General features: G+C 73.7%; 13 protein-coding genes. 9 read left to right on the top strand and 4 right to left on the bottom strand.

All coding sequences use genetic code 11. The annotated features are described in order from the left end of the window. Positions 1-67: 67 nt before the first annotated feature. The 4 genes from ABZ721_RS23045 to ABZ721_RS23030 all read left to right on the top strand — a co-directional run bounded on the left by ABZ721_RS23045 (position 68) and on the right by ABZ721_RS23030 (position 6,853). Positions 68-1,582 (top strand): 3' terminal RNA ribose 2'-O-methyltransferase Hen1, encoded by a 1,515-nt coding sequence (locus ABZ721_RS23045; RefSeq protein WP_358790554.1) that lies wholly within the window; start codon positions 68-70, stop codon positions 1,580-1,582. Continuing rightward, positions 1,579-4,155 (top strand): polynucleotide kinase-phosphatase, encoded by a 2,577-nt coding sequence (locus ABZ721_RS23040; RefSeq protein WP_358790553.1) that lies wholly within the window; start codon positions 1,579-1,581, stop codon positions 4,153-4,155. The genes ABZ721_RS23045 and ABZ721_RS23040 overlap by 4 nt, the downstream gene beginning before the upstream one ends. Before the next feature lie 134 nt (positions 4,156-4,289). Beyond that, positions 4,290-4,643, top strand: coding sequence for a DUF805 domain-containing protein (locus tag ABZ721_RS23035; protein ID WP_358790552.1), 354 nt, complete (start codon positions 4,290-4,292; stop codon positions 4,641-4,643). A 221-nt stretch (positions 4,644-4,864) separates the two neighbouring features. Further along, on the top strand, positions 4,865-6,853 hold the full coding sequence (locus tag ABZ721_RS23030) for a translation factor GTPase family protein (protein ID WP_358790551.1): 1,989 nt from the start codon (positions 4,865-4,867) through the stop codon (positions 6,851-6,853). A 40-nt stretch (positions 6,854-6,893) separates the two neighbouring features. Here ABZ721_RS23030 and ABZ721_RS23025 read toward each other — a convergent pair whose 3' ends face one another. Further along, entirely contained in the window at positions 6,894-7,493 is a 600-nt protein-coding gene (locus ABZ721_RS23025) for a TetR/AcrR family transcriptional regulator (protein WP_358790550.1), read from the bottom strand. Between the two features lie 109 nt (positions 7,494-7,602). On the opposite strand from ABZ721_RS23025, the gene ABZ721_RS23020 reads away from it, so the two are divergent. Continuing rightward, complete coding sequence (locus ABZ721_RS23020; protein WP_358790549.1) at positions 7,603-8,475, top strand: NAD(P)H-binding protein; 873 nt, start codon at positions 7,603-7,605, stop codon at positions 8,473-8,475. Positions 8,476-8,502: 27 nt separating this feature from the next. Here ABZ721_RS23020 and ABZ721_RS23015 read toward each other — a convergent pair whose 3' ends face one another. The 3 genes from ABZ721_RS23015 to ABZ721_RS23005 form a co-directional block, all read right to left on the bottom strand. Beyond that, positions 8,503-9,261, bottom strand: coding sequence for a VOC family protein (locus ABZ721_RS23015; RefSeq protein ID WP_358790548.1), 759 nt, complete (start codon positions 9,259-9,261; stop codon positions 8,503-8,505). Between the two features lie 129 nt (positions 9,262-9,390). Further along, positions 9,391-10,428 carry a PHP domain-containing protein gene (locus tag ABZ721_RS23010; RefSeq protein ID WP_358790547.1) on the bottom strand — a complete coding sequence of 346 codons (1,038 nt, stop codon included), beginning with the start codon at positions 10,426-10,428 and terminating at the stop codon, positions 9,391-9,393. A 358-nt stretch (positions 10,429-10,786) separates the two neighbouring features. Then, positions 10,787-11,545, bottom strand: a complete 759-nt coding sequence (locus ABZ721_RS23005) for a DeoR/GlpR family DNA-binding transcription regulator (RefSeq protein WP_358790546.1) — start codon at positions 11,543-11,545, stop codon at positions 10,787-10,789. A 227-nt stretch (positions 11,546-11,772) separates the two neighbouring features. Between ABZ721_RS23005 and ABZ721_RS23000 the strand changes: the two genes are divergently transcribed. Genes ABZ721_RS23000 through ABZ721_RS22985 form a run of 4 tightly spaced genes read left to right on the top strand, consistent with a single transcriptional unit; the run spans position 11,773 to position 15,496 of the window. Then, the gene (locus ABZ721_RS23000) at positions 11,773-12,726 is read left to right on the top strand and encodes an SIS domain-containing protein (RefSeq protein ID WP_358790545.1); all 954 of its coding nucleotides are present in this window, start codon (positions 11,773-11,775) and stop codon (positions 12,724-12,726) included. Beyond that, on the top strand, positions 12,719-13,747 hold the full coding sequence (locus tag ABZ721_RS22995) for an ROK family protein (protein ID WP_358790544.1): 1,029 nt from the start codon (positions 12,719-12,721) through the stop codon (positions 13,745-13,747). The genes ABZ721_RS23000 and ABZ721_RS22995 overlap by 8 nt, the downstream gene beginning before the upstream one ends. After that, positions 13,744-14,679 carry a 1-phosphofructokinase family hexose kinase gene (locus ABZ721_RS22990; RefSeq protein ID WP_358790543.1) on the top strand — a complete coding sequence of 312 codons (936 nt, stop codon included), beginning with the start codon at positions 13,744-13,746 and terminating at the stop codon, positions 14,677-14,679. The genes ABZ721_RS22995 and ABZ721_RS22990 overlap by 4 nt, the downstream gene beginning before the upstream one ends. Continuing rightward, positions 14,657-15,496, top strand: a complete 840-nt coding sequence (locus tag ABZ721_RS22985; RefSeq protein ID WP_358790542.1) for a class II fructose-bisphosphate aldolase — start codon at positions 14,657-14,659, stop codon at positions 15,494-15,496. Before ABZ721_RS22990 ends, ABZ721_RS22985 begins: the two co-directional genes overlap by 23 nt. Positions 15,497-15,765: the final 269 nt, after the last annotated feature.

Raw genomic sequence — 15,765 nt, 5'->3', positions numbered from 1 at the left:
GCGGCGGGCCGGGCTCTGTGACCAAAAATGCCTGGTGGTGGCGGGTGAACCCGTCAATACTCGGCGTGTGTTCCTGACGATATCCCTCACCGGCGACGACGAGCTTCCCGCAACGGACCTCGGCTTCCTGCTGCACAAGCACCCGGAGAAGGCCCAGGCCTTCTCGACCTCCTACGGCGACGCGCACGTCTTCTACCCCGAGGCGTCCGCGCGGATCTGCACGGCCGCGCTCCTGCTGGAGGTGGATCCGGTGGCGCTGGTGCGCCGCGGGAAGGGCAGGGACCAGGGCGCGACGCCCGACGCGGCGCTCGCGCAGTACGTCAACGACCGGCCGTACGCCGCCTCGTCGCTGCTGGCCGTGGCGCTGCGCACGGTGTTCTCCAGCGCCCTGCGGGGCGAGTGCCGCACCCATCCCGAGCGCGCCGCGGCCCCGCTGCCGCTGCGGATCGAGGTACCGGTGCTGCCCGCCCGTGGCGGCGCCGCCCTGGTGCGGGCGCTGTTCGAACCGCTGGGCTGGACCGTCGGAGCCGAACCCGTCACCCTGGACGCGCAGTTCCCCGAGTGGGGCGACTCGCGCTACGTACGGCTGACGCTGGAGGGTGGGCTGCGCCTGTCGCAGGCCCTGCGGCACCTGTACGTCCTGCTGCCGGTCCTGGACGACTCCAAGCACTACTGGATCTCGGAGGACGAGGTCGACAAGCTGCTGCGCTTCGGGGAGGGCTGGCTGGAGAACCACCCCGAGCAGCAGCTGATCGCCAGCCGCTACCTGTCCCGCCGCAAGGCGCTGACGCGCCAGGCCATCGAGCGCCTGGAGCTGGCCCGGCTCGCGGACGCCGACGACCTCGAGGTCGAGGAGATCGACAACGCGGTCGACGAGAGCGCCGACACCGAGGAGAAGCCGGCCCCACTGGCCGCACAGCGCCGCGCCGCGATCCTCGAAGCGCTGCGCTCCGCGGGCGCGGGCCGGGTGCTGGACCTCGGCTGCGGCCAGGGACAGCTGGTCGGCGAGCTGCTCAAGGACGTCCGCTTCACCGAAGTCGTCGGTGTCGACGTGTCGATCCGGGCGCTGAACGTGGCCGCGCGGCGGCTGCACCTGGAGCGGATGGGCGAGCACAAGGCCGCCCGCGTCAGCCTCCTGCAGGGCTCGCTCACCTACACCGACACCCGGCTGCAGGGGTACGACGCCGCCGTGCTCAGCGAGGTCATCGAACACCTCGACCTGCCGCGGCTGCCGGCCCTGGAGTACGCCGTGTTCGGCTCCGCGCGCCCCGGGACCGTCATCGTCACGACGCCGAACTCCGAGTACAACGTGCGCTGGGAGACGCTGCCCGCCGGTCACGTCCGGCACGCGGACCACCGCTTCGAGTGGAGCCGGGCGGAGTTCCGCGCCTGGGCGGAGCGGGTCGCCGCGCGGCACGGCTACGACGTGGCGTACGTCCCGGTGGGACCCGACGACCCGGAGGTCGGGCCGCCGACGCAGCTGGCGGCCTTCACCCGGAGCGGCTCGCCGCACTCGCAGGACCCGCGGACCACCCGCCCCGCCCGTACCGCCCGGACCCCGAAGGAGGAGTCGGCCGCATGACCAGCAAGCGCACGCTTCCCGTGACCGACCTGTCCCTCGTCGTCCTCATCGGGGCGACCGGCTCCGGCAAGTCGACCTTCGCCGCCCGGCACTTCAAGCCCACCGAGATCCTGTCCTCCGACTTCTGCCGCGGCCTGGTCAGCGACGACGAGAACGACCAGGCCGCCAGCCGGGACGCCTTCGAGGTGCTGCACTACATCGCGGGCAAGCGGCTGGCCGCCGGCCGGCTCACCGTCATCGACGCCACCAGCGTGCAGAGCGAGAGCCGCAAGGCGCTCGTCGACCTGGCCCGCCAGTACGACGTGCTGCCGATCGCCGTCGTCCTCGACGTACCCGAGCAGGTCTGCGCCGAGCGCAACGCCGCGCGCCCGGACCGGGCCGCCATGCCCCGGCACGTCGTCCAGCGCCACCAGCGCGAACTGCGCCGCTCGCTGCGGGGCCTGGAGCGCGAGGGGTTCCGCAAGGTGCACATCCTGCGCGGCACCGAGGAGATCGACGGCGCCGAGATCGTCATGGAACGCCGCTACAACGACCTGCGGCACCTGACCGGACCCTTCGACATCATCGGGGACATCCACGGCTGCCGTTCCGAGCTGGAGACGCTGCTGACCGCGCTGGGCTACGCCCTGGAACGGGACGCGGCCGGACGGCCGGTGGGCGCCGCGCACCCGCAGGGGCGCACCGCCGTGTTCGTCGGCGACCTCGTCGACCGCGGCCCCGACAGCCCCGGCGTGCTGCGGCTCGTCATGGGCATGGTCGCCGCCGGCTCGGCGCTGTGCGTGCCGGGCAACCACGAGAACAAGCTCGGCCGCTACCTCAAGGGCCGCAACGTGCAGCACACCCACGGCCTCGCCGAGACCATCGCGCAGCTGGAGGGGATCGCGGGCGAGGAACCGGAGTTCAACGCCCGCGCGCTCCGGTTCATCGAGTCGCTGGTCAGCCACTACGTCCTCGACGAGGGGAAACTCGTGGTCTGCCACGCGGGGCTGCCGGAGAAGTACCACGGCCGCACCTCCGGCCGGGTCCGCTCGCACGCGCTGTACGGGGACACCACGGGCGAGACCGACGAGTTCGGCCTGCCCGTCCGCTACCCGTGGGCGGAGGACTACCGGGGCCGCGCCACCGTCGTGTACGGGCACACGCCCGTGCCCGACACCGCGTGGATCAACAACACCATCTGCCTCGACACCGGTGCGGTGTTCGGCGGCAGGATGACGGCGCTGCGCTGGCCCGAGCGCGAGCTCGTCGACGTGCCGGCCGAGCGCGTCTGGTACGAGCCGGTGAAACCCCTCGTCACCGAGGCACCGGGCGGCCTGGACGGCCGGCCGCTGGACCTGGGGGACGTGGCGGGCCGGCGCGTCGTCGAGACGTCGCAGCACGGCCGGGTCGCGGTCCGCGAGGAGAACGCGGCGGCCGCGCTGGAGGTCATGAGCCGGTTCGCGGTCGACCCGCGGCTGCTCGCCTACCTGCCGCCGACGATGTCGCCGTGCGCGACCTCGCAGGAGGAGGGGTACCTGGAGTACCCGCGCGAGGCCTTCGCGGCCTACCGCGCGGACGGGGTGCGCCAGGTGGTGTGCGAGGAGAAGCATATGGGCTCGCGCGCGGTGGCGCTGGTCTGCCGTGACGCGGAGGTGGCGCGGGCGCGCTTCGGCATCACCGAGCCGGACGTGAGCGGAGCACTGCACACCCGTACCGGGCGGCCGTTCTTCGACGACCCCGCGGTCACCGAGCAGATCCTGGCGCGGCTGCGCGAGGCCGTCACCAGCGCCGGGCTGTGGGAGGAGCTGGAGACGGACTGGCTGCTGCTGGACGCCGAGCTGATGCCCTGGTCGCTGAAGGCGTCCGGTCTGCTGCGCCGGCAGTACGCCGCCGTGGGCGCCGCGTCGGGCGCGGTGCTCCCGGGCGCGATCGCCGCCCTGGAGGCGGCGTCGGCACGCGGCAGCGCGGTGGCGGACCTGCTGGAGCGCCAGCGCGGCCGGGCCACCGACGCCGCCGCGTTCACCGACGCGTACCGGCGCTACTGCTGGCCGACCGAGGGCCTGGACGGGGTGCGCCTCGCCCCCTTCCAGATCCTGGCCGTCCAGGACCGCAGCCTGGCCGCGCTGCCGCACGACCGGCAGCTGGCGCTGATCGACCGGCTGGTCGCCGACGACCCGACGGGCCTGCTGCAGGCGACCCGCCGGCTCGTGGTCGACACCGGCGACGAGCAGTCGGTCGCGGCGGGCACCGAGTGGTGGCTGGAGCTGACGGCCGCCGGCGGCGAGGGAATGGTCGTCAAGCCGCTCCAGGCGCTGGTGCGCGGCGAGAAGGGGCGGCTCGTGCAGCCCGGCATCAAGTGCCGGGGCCGCGAGTACCTGCGGATCATCTACGGTCCCGAGTACACCCGCCCGGACAACCTCGCCCGCCTGCGCTCGCGTTCGCTGGGCCACAAGCGCTCGCTCGCGCTGCGCGAGTACGCCCTGGGCCTCGAAGCGCTCGACCGCCTCGCGGCGGGCGAACCCCTGTGGCGCGTCCACGAGGCGGTCTTCGCGGTCCTGGCCCTGGAGTCCGAACCGGTCGACCCCAGGCTCTGACCGCGACCCCGGTCAAGGGGACATTTCCCCTTGACCGGGGCACACCCCGGCTTTACTGTTCTCCCCGTCTGCCTTGATCCATTGGGTCGGGCCTTCAAGTCCTATGGGGGGACGCGGTGCATTACTACGTCGAAGTGCTCAAGAAATACGCCGTATTCAGCGGGCGGGCGCGGTGCCGCGAATACTGGCAGTTCACGCTGATCCACCTGCTCCTCCTCACCGCCTTCATCACCCTCGACGCCGTGGTGGGATCGCGTCCGTGGATCGCGTTGGCGTACCTCGTGCCCACGTTCCTGCCCAGCCTGGGAGTCACCGTCCGCCGGCTGCACGACACCGGCCGCCGCGGGTGGTGGGTGTTCCTCTTCCTCGTCCCGCTCGTGGGGCTCCTCTTCATGCTGGTCATCCTGAGCGGTGACAGCGAGCAGGAGACGAACGCCTACGGCCCGGACCCCAAGGCCCTCCCGGTGCGCGACGCCCACGCCGTCTGACCTCACGCCCTTCCCGACTGCCCGCCGGCCCCCGCCGGCGGGCAGTCGGCGTTCCGGCCCCTGGGGCGCCCCCTAAAGCGGTTGCCCTTCCGGGCGGGAATCTGGTGCACTTTTCCATGCCGGCCCCGGCAGCCCCGTCGATCCAGGAGTTCTGATGATGTGCGGACCGTTCATGTCCATCCAGGAGGGAATTTCCGTCTATCTCAAGGACATGACCGCACGTGCATACGCTGAACCTGGGAATCCTGGCGCATGTTGACGCCGGAAAGACAAGCCTGACCGAGCGCCTGCTGCACACGGCGGGCGTCATCGACGAGATCGGCAGCGTCGATGACGGGAGCACCCGCACCGACTCCCTGGCGTTGGAACGGCAGCGCGGCATCACCATCAAGGCCGCCGTCGCCTCGTTCGTCATCGACGGCGTCACCGTCAACCTGATCGACACCCCCGGCCACCCGGACTTCATCGCCGAGGTGGAGCGGGTGCTGGACGTGCTCGACGGCGCCGTGCTGGTCGTCTCGGCCGTCGAGGGCGTGCAGGCGCAGACCCGCGTGCTGATGCGCACGCTGCAGCGCCTCGGCCTCCCCACCCTGATCTTCGTCAACAAGATCGACCGCGGGGGTGCCCGGTACGACGCCGTGCTCCGCGCCATCGCCGGGAAGCTGGCTCCCGCCAGTGTCCCGATGACCCGGACCACCGCACTGGGCACCCGCGGTGCGACCGCCCACCCCTGCACCGCCGCCGACACGGAGTTCACGACCCGGCTCGTCGATCTCCTCACCGGTCGCGACGAGGCGCTGCTCGCCGCGTACGTCGCCGACGAGGCCGCGCTCTGCTATCCGCGGCTGCGGGCCGAACTCGCGGCGCAGACGCGGCGGGCGCTGGCGCATCCGGTGTTCTTCGGCTCGGCGATCACCGGCGCCGGGGTGGACGCGCTGGTCTCCGGCATCACCGAGCTGCTGCCCGCCGCGGCGCACGACGCCGACGGGCCGGTCTCGGGCACGGTCTTCAAGGTCGAGCGCGGGCCTGCCGGAGAGAAGATCGCTTACGTCCGCCTGTTCTCCGGAACGGTGCGGGTACGCGACCGCCTGCCGTTCCGCGGGAGCGAGGAGGGCAAGGTCACCGCGCTCAGGGTCTACGAGCACGGGGCGGACGTCCCCGCCGACGCCGTCGCCGCGGGCCGCATCGCCAAGGTGTGGGGCATCGGCGACATCCGCGTCGGCGACGCGATCGGCATGCCGCGCGGGACGCGGCCGGAGGGCCGGCACTTCGCCCCGCCGTCCCTGGAAACGGTCGTCGAGCCGGTGCGCCCCGCCGACCGGGGACCCCTGCACGTCGCGCTCACGCAACTCGCCGAACAGGACCCGCTGATCAACCTCCGGCACGACGATCTGCGGCGGGAGACCTCCGTCTCGCTCTACGGCGAGGTGCAGAAGGAGGTCATCCAGGCCACGTTGGCCAACGAGTTCGGCGTCGACGTCTCCTTCCGCGAGACGACGACCCTGCACATCGAGCGGCCGATCGGGACCGGGGCGGCGGTCGAGATCATGCACGCCGACCCCAATCCGTTCCTCGCGACCGTGGGGCTGCGGGTCGACCCGGCGCCGGTCGGCAGCGGCGTGGAGTTCCGGCTGGAGGTGGAACTCGGCTCGATGCCCTACGCGTTCTTCAAGGCGGTCGAGGAGACCGTCAGGACCACACTGCGGCAGGGCGTCCACGGCTGGCAGGTCACCGACTGCACGGTCACCATGACGCATGCGGGGTACGCGGCACGGCAGAGCCACGCCCACGCCGTCTTCGACAAGAGCATGTCGAGCACCGCCGGGGACTTCCGCAACCTCACGCCCCTGGTGCTGATGAGCGCGCTGCAGCAGGCGGTGAGTCAGGTGTACGAGCCGATGCACCGGTTCGCCCTGGAGATCCCCGCCGACCTGTTCGGCCTGGTGCTGCCCGTGCTCGCGCGGCTGGGGGCGGTGCCGTACGACTCGGCGGCGCGAGGGGCGTCGTACGGGGTGGAGGGGACGCTCCCGGCCGCCTCGGTGCACACGCTGGAGCGGCAACTGCCGTCGCTGACCCGCGGCGAGGGCGTGCTGGAGTGCGCCTTCGACCACTACCGGCCGGTCCGCGGCACGATCCCCGTCCGCCCGAGGTCGGACCACGATCCGCTGCACCGCCGGGAGTACCTGACGCGGGTCGCGCGCCGCGCCTGAGGGCGACGGCGAAGGGCGACGGCACCGGGGGCGCCGCCCGTCAGGGGCGCCGCCCTCCGTCCCCTGCCCCCAGGACTCTGGCGGTGTACGCCGCCAGGTCGGCGCGCAGCCGCTCGCGCGTCGCGCCCTGCCGGCCGACGAGGTGCTCGACCAGGTCGGCACGGGTGGCGGCGAGCAGCGCGTGTGCGGTGAAGTCACTGTCGGCGTGGCCGGGGATCCGTTCCAGCGCGCTGCGGAGCGTGGTGTGCCAGCGCGCGTAGTGCTCCGCCGCGTAGGGGCTGTTGCCGCCGGTTCCCTCCAGCGCGAGGGCGAGGTGGCGGTGGTCGAGCTTGAAGCACAGCACGGCGTCGAGGAGGGCGGGCACCCGCTGCAGCGGCGGGGTGGCGGGCCCCAGCGGCGGCGCCCCCTCCTCGGCGGCGCGCCGGATCGGCGCGAGCCGCAGTTCGTACAGGGCGTGGATGAGGCCGGTGCGGTCGCCGAAACCGCGGAAGAGCGTCGCCTTGCCGACGCCCGCGGCGGCCGCGATGTCGGCCATGGTGACCGACTCGGGGCTCTCGCACCGGGCGAAGAGGGCGTCGGCGGCGGCGAGGACCGCCTCGCGGTTGCGCGTGGCGTCCGCGCGGGGCTTGCGCTCGGTCATGCGGCTCCTCCGGTTGCGAAACGGACCGCGGGTCCGTATCGTCCTCCACGGGAAACGGACCCACGGTCCGTATCGTACGGGAACGCCACCGACCTCACAGGAGCACCGGATGACCGCGTCGCAGCAGCACACCCTGGTCATCGGCGCCTCGGGCACCACCGGCAGCCGCGTCGCCGCCCGCCTGGCCGCCGCGGGCCACCGCGTCAAGGCCGGCAGCCGTCGCCCCGGCACCTCGCAGGGGACCGGATCCGCGCAGGGGACGGTGCCCGTGCGGTTCGACTGGGACGACCCCGCCTCCTTCGCGGGCGCCCTCCAGGACGTGGACCGCGTCTACCTCATCCCTCCGCTCGGCGCCGCTGACCCGGCAGCCGTCATGCTGCCCTTCCTCCGCCGGGCCCGCACCGCGGGCGTCCGCCGGGCGGTGCTGCTCAGCTCGTCGGCGATCCCCGCCGGGGGCCCGGCCGTGGGGCAGGTGCACCAGGCGCTGCCCGGCCTGTTCGCCGAGTGGGCGGTCCTGCGGCCGTCGTGGTTCATGCAGAACTTCACCGGCGACCACGCGCACGCCAGGACCGTGCGAGCCGACGGGACCATCCGCACGGCGACCGGGCACGGCCGCGTCGGATTCGTCGACGCCGACGACATCGCCGCCGTCGCCGTGCACGCGCTGACCGCGGAGCAGGCGCCCAACACCGACCTGGTCATCACCGGACCCCAGGCCCTGGCCTACGACGACATCGCCGCCGTACTGACCCGGACCACCGGCCGGCCCGTCACCCACCACCGGCTCACCTACGAGCAGCAGCGCGACCGGCTGGCCGCCGACATGCCCGCCGAGTTCGCCGCGCTGCTCGCCGGCCTGGACCGCGCCATCGCCGAAGGCGCCGAGGACCGCACCACCGACACCGTCCTGCGCCTCACCGGGCAGGCACCCCGCAGCTTCCGCGCCTTCGCGGAGCGGGAGCTGACGCGACCCGCGAGCTGATCCCGGCCCCGCCGGGGCGGGGCGGGACTACGGCTCCTCCGGCCCGGCGGCGGCCAGGGCGGCGACGCTGAACAAGGTGCCCTCCGGATCCCGCAGCAGGGTCGCCACGCCCGACGCCGTCTCCTCCGGGCCGCTGACGACCGCGCCGCCCGCCGCCTCGGCGCGCTCGGCGGCCAGATGGGCGTGCGGGGAGCGGAAGACGACCTGCCAGCGCGGGCGCACCTTGGGGTCCGGGGCCTCCTCCACCGCTCCGCCGTGCAGCACGGCGACCGTGCGGCCGAGCACGTCGACGAAGACCTGATCGTCCTCGTAGCGCAGGGTGCAGCGTTCGGGAGGTTCGGTGTCCCAGCCCAGCGCCTGGCTGTAGAAGATCGCCGCCGCGAAGACGTCGCGGGTGCACAGTTCGATCCCCACATGGCGGCCACCGCCGCCACCGGTGGACCAGCGCGGGTCCCGGGGTCCCTCCCACAGGGCGAACGGCGCGCCCGCCGGATCGACGGCCCAGGCCACCCGGCCCGGGCCGAACGGGAGCGGACCGACGGCGACGGTGCCGCCCCGTTCGCGGATCCGCGCCGCGGCGCGGTCGATGTCGTCCACCGCGAAGTGCACCGCCCAGCAGGCGAAGATGCCGAACGAGCGCCCCTTCACGCCGAGCCCGGCGATCGGATCGCCCTCGGCGAGCGCCACGGCGTAGTCGTCGAGCTGGAATCCGGGGCGGTACTCCCAGCCGAGCACACGCTGGTAGAAAGCCTGACTGGCGGGCAGGTCGGCGGCGGTCAGGCTCACCCAACACGGCGCTCCCTGGACCGCGCGTTCCGAAGGAGCCATGTCTGCAGCCTCACCTCACGCCGGGGGGACTCTGATCACTGTGCCACCGTTCCCCCCGGTCCGCTCCCGCGGCGACCCGCGGGGGCGTCACGCGGGGCGGTCGCCCGCCGGTGCCTTCCGGGTGCGGGTCCACTCCGCCAATCGGGGGGCCGTCCAGGTGTTGACCACGCGCTCCGGCGGCACGCCGCAGGCTTCGGCGCGCGCGCAGCCCAGGATCTGCCAGTCGAGCTGCCCGGGCGCGTGGGCGTCGGTGTCGATCGCGAAGAGCACCCCGGCGTCGACGGCCTGGCGCAGCAGCTCGTCCGGCGGGTCCTGCCGTTCGGGGCGGCTGTTGATCTCGACCGCCGTTCCGGCCTCCGCGCAGGCCGCGAAGACCGCCTCCGCGTCGAACTGCGACGGCGGGCGCTGCCGCCCGGACAGCAGCCGGCCGGTGCAGTGCCCCAGGACGTCCGTCAGGGGGTTGCGGACCGCGTTGATCATGCGGCGGGTCATGGCGGGCGCGTCCATCCGCAGCTCGGAGTGGCTCGACGCGACCACGACGTCGAGCCGGTCGAGCAGCTCTGGCTCCTGGTCGAGGGAGCCGTCGGAGAGGATGTCGCACTCGATGCCCGTCAGCAGGCGGAAGGGGGCCCACCGCTCGTTCAGCTCGGCGACCACCTCCAGTTGCCGCCGCAGCCGCTCGGGCGACAACCCGCCCGCGATGGTCAGCCGGGGCGAGTGGTCGGTGAGCACGGCCCACTCGTGCCCCAGCTCCGCGGCCGTCCGGCCCATCGCCTCGATGGGGCTGCCGCCGTCCGACCAGTCGGAGTGCAGGTGGCAGTCGCCGCGCAGCAGGGCGCGCAGCGCGCTCCCGCCCGCCACGAGCGGCTCCGCCGCCTCCGCCTCCAGCTTCTCCAGGTAGCCGGGCACCGCTCCGGCCAGGGCCTCCTTGACGACCTGCGCCGTCTTGGGGCCGATGCCCTTCTCCGCCTGCAGCGTGCCGGCCGCCGAGCGGGCGGCGACCTCCTCGGGCGGCAGCCCGGCGACCACGTCCGACGCCGTGCGGAACGCCTCCACCCGGTAGGTGGCCGCCTGCGCGCGCTCCAGCAGAAAGGCGATCCGGTCCAGCGCCGTCACCGGTTCCACAGTGGCCTCCTCGGGCCGGCCTCCTGCCCCACCCGGCCGCCTCCGGAGAAAGGGGACGGCACGGTACGCCGGCGGACCGCCGCACGCACCGTCCCACTGTCGCCCGCCCCCGCCACCGGCGCACCTCGAACACGGCCCCCGCCACCGCGTGGCGCACCGCACCCGGACAGGCGGACGGACGCGGTGCCACCCCGCCGGGGGCGCCGCGTCCGCCGTCGGCTGGTCGGTGTCAGCGCCCCTGCAGGGCCTTGACGTTGTTGCCGAACGTCCACCCCTTCGAGCCGTCCCAGTTGATCGGCCAGGTCATCAGTTCCGGACCCAGTGCGATCCGCCGGACGGTGCCGGCAGCGGCTCGGCGTCAGGCCCGCAGCACCCGCACACCGCACTCGGCGACGGCCTGCTCCCGCACCGCGTCGAGGCCGTCGTCGGTGACGAGGTCGTCGATGTCGGCGAGCGGGCAGATCTCCGCGAAGGTCACCCGGCCGACCTTGGTGCTGTCCGCCACGACCACCGAGCGCGCGCTGCTGCGCAGGAACGCGCGGTCGGTGTGGGCCTCCATCTCGTCGTGCGTCGTGCAGCCCTCGCTCGCGGTCAGGCCGTCCACCCCGATGAAGGCGATGTCCAGGTTGTACTGGGCGAGCATCCGCTCCGCGGCCGGACCGACCAGTTCGTAGCTGGCCGTCCGGGCGTTCCCGCCGACGACCACGAGACGGATCTCGGACCGGGCGATCAGGTCGGCGGCGATGTTGACCGCGTTGGTGACGACGGTGATGCCGCTGCGCTCGGCCAGCGCCCGGGCGATCTCGGTGACCGTGGTGCCTCCGGTCATGCCCACCACCGCGCCCTCCGGCACCAGGCGGGCGGCGGCGAGGGCGATCCGCCGCTTCTCGGCCTGCTGGCGTCCCGCCCGGTGGCGCAGCGGCAGCTCCAGGTTGAACGTGCCGGTCACCGCGCCACCGCGGGTGCGGTGCAGCAGCCCCTGCTCGTGCAGCGTCTGCAGATCGCGCCGGACCGTCGCCCCCGACACCCCGAGCAGCTCGGTGAGCACGTGGACGTCGGCACTGCCCTCCTTGGACACGTGATCAAGGATGCGGGCGATTCTGTCAACTTTGAGCATGGGGGGAGTGTAGCTCCAGGCCAGAGCGGCCGGAGGGGCAATTCCCGCTCCCCACTGGAACGGATCGGCGTCTTCCCGGCCTCGGCGACTGGACCCGGCGGCCGGAGTCGTGAATACTCCGCGACACAACGAGTGCGCTCACATTTGCTCGATGAGCGCATGATTGAATCAGTTTCGATCAAACTTGTTGCGAGAGCCGTCGTCACCGCGTCCGAAGGAAGCGTCGTATGCCCAGCGCCACGCCCTCCCGTACCTCCGTCGAGATAGCCACCCAGCCCGCCTGCTGGCGGCAGGCGGCCCGCTCGCTCCCCTCCCACAGCGCCGCACTCCCCCGCCGGGGTGAGCGCGTGGCCGTCGTCGGCTGCGGCACCTCCTGGTTCATGGCCCAGTCCTACGCGGTGCTGCGCGAGAGCGGCGGCCACGGCGAGACCGACGCCTTCGCCGCCTCGGAGTTCCCCGCCGGGCGCCGCTACGACCGGATCCTCGCGATCACCCGCTCCGGCACCACGACCGAGGTGCTGGACCTGCTCGGCCGCGCCCGCGACGCGGGAGTGCCCACGACGGCGATCACCGCCGACCCGGCGACCCCCGTGATGACGGCGGCCGACTCCCTGGTGGTCCTGGACTTCGCCGACGAGGAGTCGGTCGTGCAGACCCGCTTCGCCACCACGGTGCTCGCCCTGCTCCGCGCCCATCTGGAGGCCGAGGGCGGCCTGCCGGCGGGGGTGCGCACCCTCGACGAGGCCGCGCAGGACGCCGAGCGGGCCGTCACCGAGGAGCTGGCCCCCGAGGTGCTCGGGGCCGAGCAGTTCACCTTCCTGGGCACCGGCTGGACCTACGGTCTGGCCCTGGAGGCCGGGCTGAAGATGCGCGAGGCGGCCGGCGCGTGGACCGAGGCGTACCCCGCCATGGAGTACCGCCACGGGCCGATCAGCATCACCGGACCGGGCCGCGTGGCGTGGATGTTCGGCTCGCTCCCGCAGGGCCTGGCGGACGACGTCGCCCGCGTCGGCGGCACGCTCCTCGACGGCTCCGGGACCGGAGCCGGGACGCTCGACCCGCTGGCCGACCTCGTGCGCGCCCAGCGGCTGGCCGTCGCCATCGCCGAGGCCCGCGGCTACGACCCGGACCGGCCGCGCAACCTCACCCGGTCCGTCGTCCTGGAGGGCCGCCATGCGTGAGGGCCGTGACGCGGGCGAGTGCGTGATCGCCGTGGACGTCGGCGGCACCGGCATCAAGGGCGCGCTCATGGACCGGGAGATGCTGCTGGCCACCGTGCGCCGGCCGACTCCCCGGGCCGCGGGGCCGGAGGCGGTGGTGGACGTCATCACCGAGACGCTGCGCGCCCTCGCCCAGCAGGCCCGCGACGAGGGCCTGAAGGTCCGCAGGGTCGGGGTGGTCGTGCCCGGCCACGTCGACGAGGACCTCTCCAACGCGGTGTACTCCGCCAACATCGGCTGGCGGGACCTCCCGCTCGCGAACCTCCTGGAGCGGCGCACCGCGCTCCCCGTCACGCTGGGGCACGACGTGCGGGCCGGCGGGCTCGCCGAGTGCGTCCTGGGGGCGGCCCGCGGCGCCCGCGACGTGCTCTTCGTGGCCATCGGCACCGGCATCGCCGCCGCCGTCATCAGCGACGGGCGGCCCGTCCGGGCCGGCGGCCACGCGGGCGAGCTCGGCCATGTGGTCGTCGACCCCGACGGCGCCGCGTGCCCGTGCGGCGGCCGCGGCTGCCTGGAGACGGTGGCCTCCGCGGTCGCGGTCAAGGCCGCCTTCGCGGCACGCACCGGACGCTCCGTCCAGGGCGCCGACGAGGTGGCGGCGCTGGTGGCGCAGGGCGACGCCGACGCCGTGGCGGTCTGGGAGCACGCGGTCGACGCGCTCGCGTCGGCGCTGGCGACCGCGTCGTCGCTGCTCGGCCCCGAACTGATCGTCCTGGGCGGCGGCCTCGCCCAGGTCGGCGACACCCTCCTGAAACCGGTCCGCGACCGCCTGGCCCGGCGGCTGACGTTCCAGCGCCGGCCGGCCGTCGTCCGGGCGGCCCTGGGCGACATGGCAGGCTGCCTGGGCGCCGGGCTCTACGCCTGGCAGGCCGTCGACTGCGCGACCCGCGGTAGTGGCGCGGGCGCGGCGGCCGGCGCGGGCGAGACGGAGTTCACCATGCGCGGTGCCACCGCCGGCTCCGCGGGGGTCGGGTCGCGGTGATCCTGACCGTCACACTCAACGCCGCCCTCGACGTCACGTACGTCGTCGACGAGCTCGTACCCCGCACCTCGCACCGCGTCGACAGCGTGCACGAGCGCGCCGGCGGCAAGGGCGTCAACGTCGCCCGGGTGCTCTCCGCGCTGGGGTGGCAGACGGCCGTGACCGGGCTGTGCGGCGGTGACACCGGTGACCGGCTGCGCGCCGAACTGCGCACGGCCGGTCCGCGGGACGAACTGGTGCCCGTCACCGGCGAGTCACGGCGCACCCTGACGGTGGTCTCCCGTGCCGACGGCGACGCCACCGTGTTCAACCAGGGCGGACCGGCGGTGACGGCCGGCGAGTGGGAGGCCTTCACCGCGCGGTACGCGCGCCTGCTGGGCGACGCCGACGTGGCGGTGCTGTCGGGCAGCCTCCCGCCGGGCCTGCCGGTCGACGTGTACGCGCACCTGGTCACCCTGGCCCGTGAGGCGGGGGTCCGCACGATCCTGGACACCAGCGGATCCGCGCTGCGCGCCGGGCTGGCCGCCGGCCCCGACGTGGTCAAACCCAACGCCGACGAACTGCTGGACCTCACCGGCCTGCGGGACCTCGCCGCCGCGGCGGCCGCCGTGCGCGCGCTGGGCGCCCGCGACGTCGTGGCCTCGCACGGCCCCGACGGGCTGCACGCCCTCACCGCACAGGGCACCTGGCGCGCCGCACCGCCCGAGCGGCTGGCCGGCAACCCGACGGGAGCGGGCGACGCGTGCGTCGCGGCGCTCGCGGCCGGGCTGGCCACCGGGGCGCCATGGCCCGCCGTGCTGGGCGAGGCCGTCGCGCTGTCGGCCGCCGCCGTCCTCCGTCCCACGGCGGGCGACTTCGACGCCGACGCCTATCACCGTTTCCGTACCGCCGTTTCCGTGGAGGAAGTCCATGCCGCTCGCAGCCACCCATGACATCGCCGACGCCGCGGCCGCGACGACCGTGGGCGTGGGTGCCTTCAACGTCGTGCAGTTGGAGCACGCCCAGGCCATCGTCGCCGGTGCCGAGGCGGCCGGGCGGCCGGTGATCCTGCAGATCAGCGAGAACACCGTGCGCTACCACGGCGCCCTCGAACCGATCGCGCTGGCGTCGCTGGCCATCGCGAGGTCCGCGCGCGTCCCGGTGGCCGTCCACCTCGACCACGCGGAGTCGGCGGACCTGGTGCGCGAGGCGGTGGAACTCGGCTTCACCTCGGTCATGTTCGACGCGTCCACGCTCCCCTACGCCGACAACGTCGCCGCCACCCGGGAGATCACCGCCCACTGCCACGACCGGACGGTGTGGGTGGAGGCCGAACTCGGCGAGATCGGCGGGAAGGACGGCGCCCACGCCCCGGGCGTGCGCACCGATCCGGACGAGGCGCGGGACTTCGTGGCCGCCACCGGCGTCGACGCGCTCGCCGTGGCGGTGGGCAGCTCCCACGCGATGCGCACCCGCGACGCCGTCCTCGACTTCGAGCTGATCACCCGGCTGCGCGACGCCGTCGGCGTCCCCCTCGTCCTGCACGGCTCCTCCGGGGTCGGGGACGACGACCTCGTCCGGGCGGTGGCGGCCGGGATGACGAAGGTCAACATCTCCACGCACCTCAACAGGACGTTCACCCGGACGGTGCGGACGCGCCTCGACGCCGACACGGCCGTCTCCGACCCCCGCAAGTACCTCGGCCCGGCCCGCGACGCGGTCGCCGGGGAGGTCGCCCGCCTGCTGCGGGTACTGGCCTGCGAGGGCTGAGTCCCCGCCCGTTCCTGACGTCGCCCGACATCGCTTGACGGCTTCACCTCATGGCCCTCTCTCCGCAACTCGTCGCGGAGAGAGGGCCGTTTGTGTTCAAGAGTTGAATTCTGCGTAACTTCTTGACGACGCGCCGCCACCAACCCAACACTGCCTAAGCAGCTCCTCCATCCTCGGCGATCCGCAGATTGAGAGCGTTTTCAGACGGTTGAATCGAAGGTTTAGGCCCGCGACTCAACCCCCAATACGAAGATTCGAGCCCGTCTTCG

The organism is Streptomyces sp. NPDC006733 (assembly GCF_040636125.1).
GTDB lineage: Bacteria > Actinomycetota > Actinomycetes > Streptomycetales > Streptomycetaceae > Actinacidiphila.
Note: the sequence above shows the minus strand (reverse complement) of the source record. Positions and strands in the feature narration are given on the sequence as shown.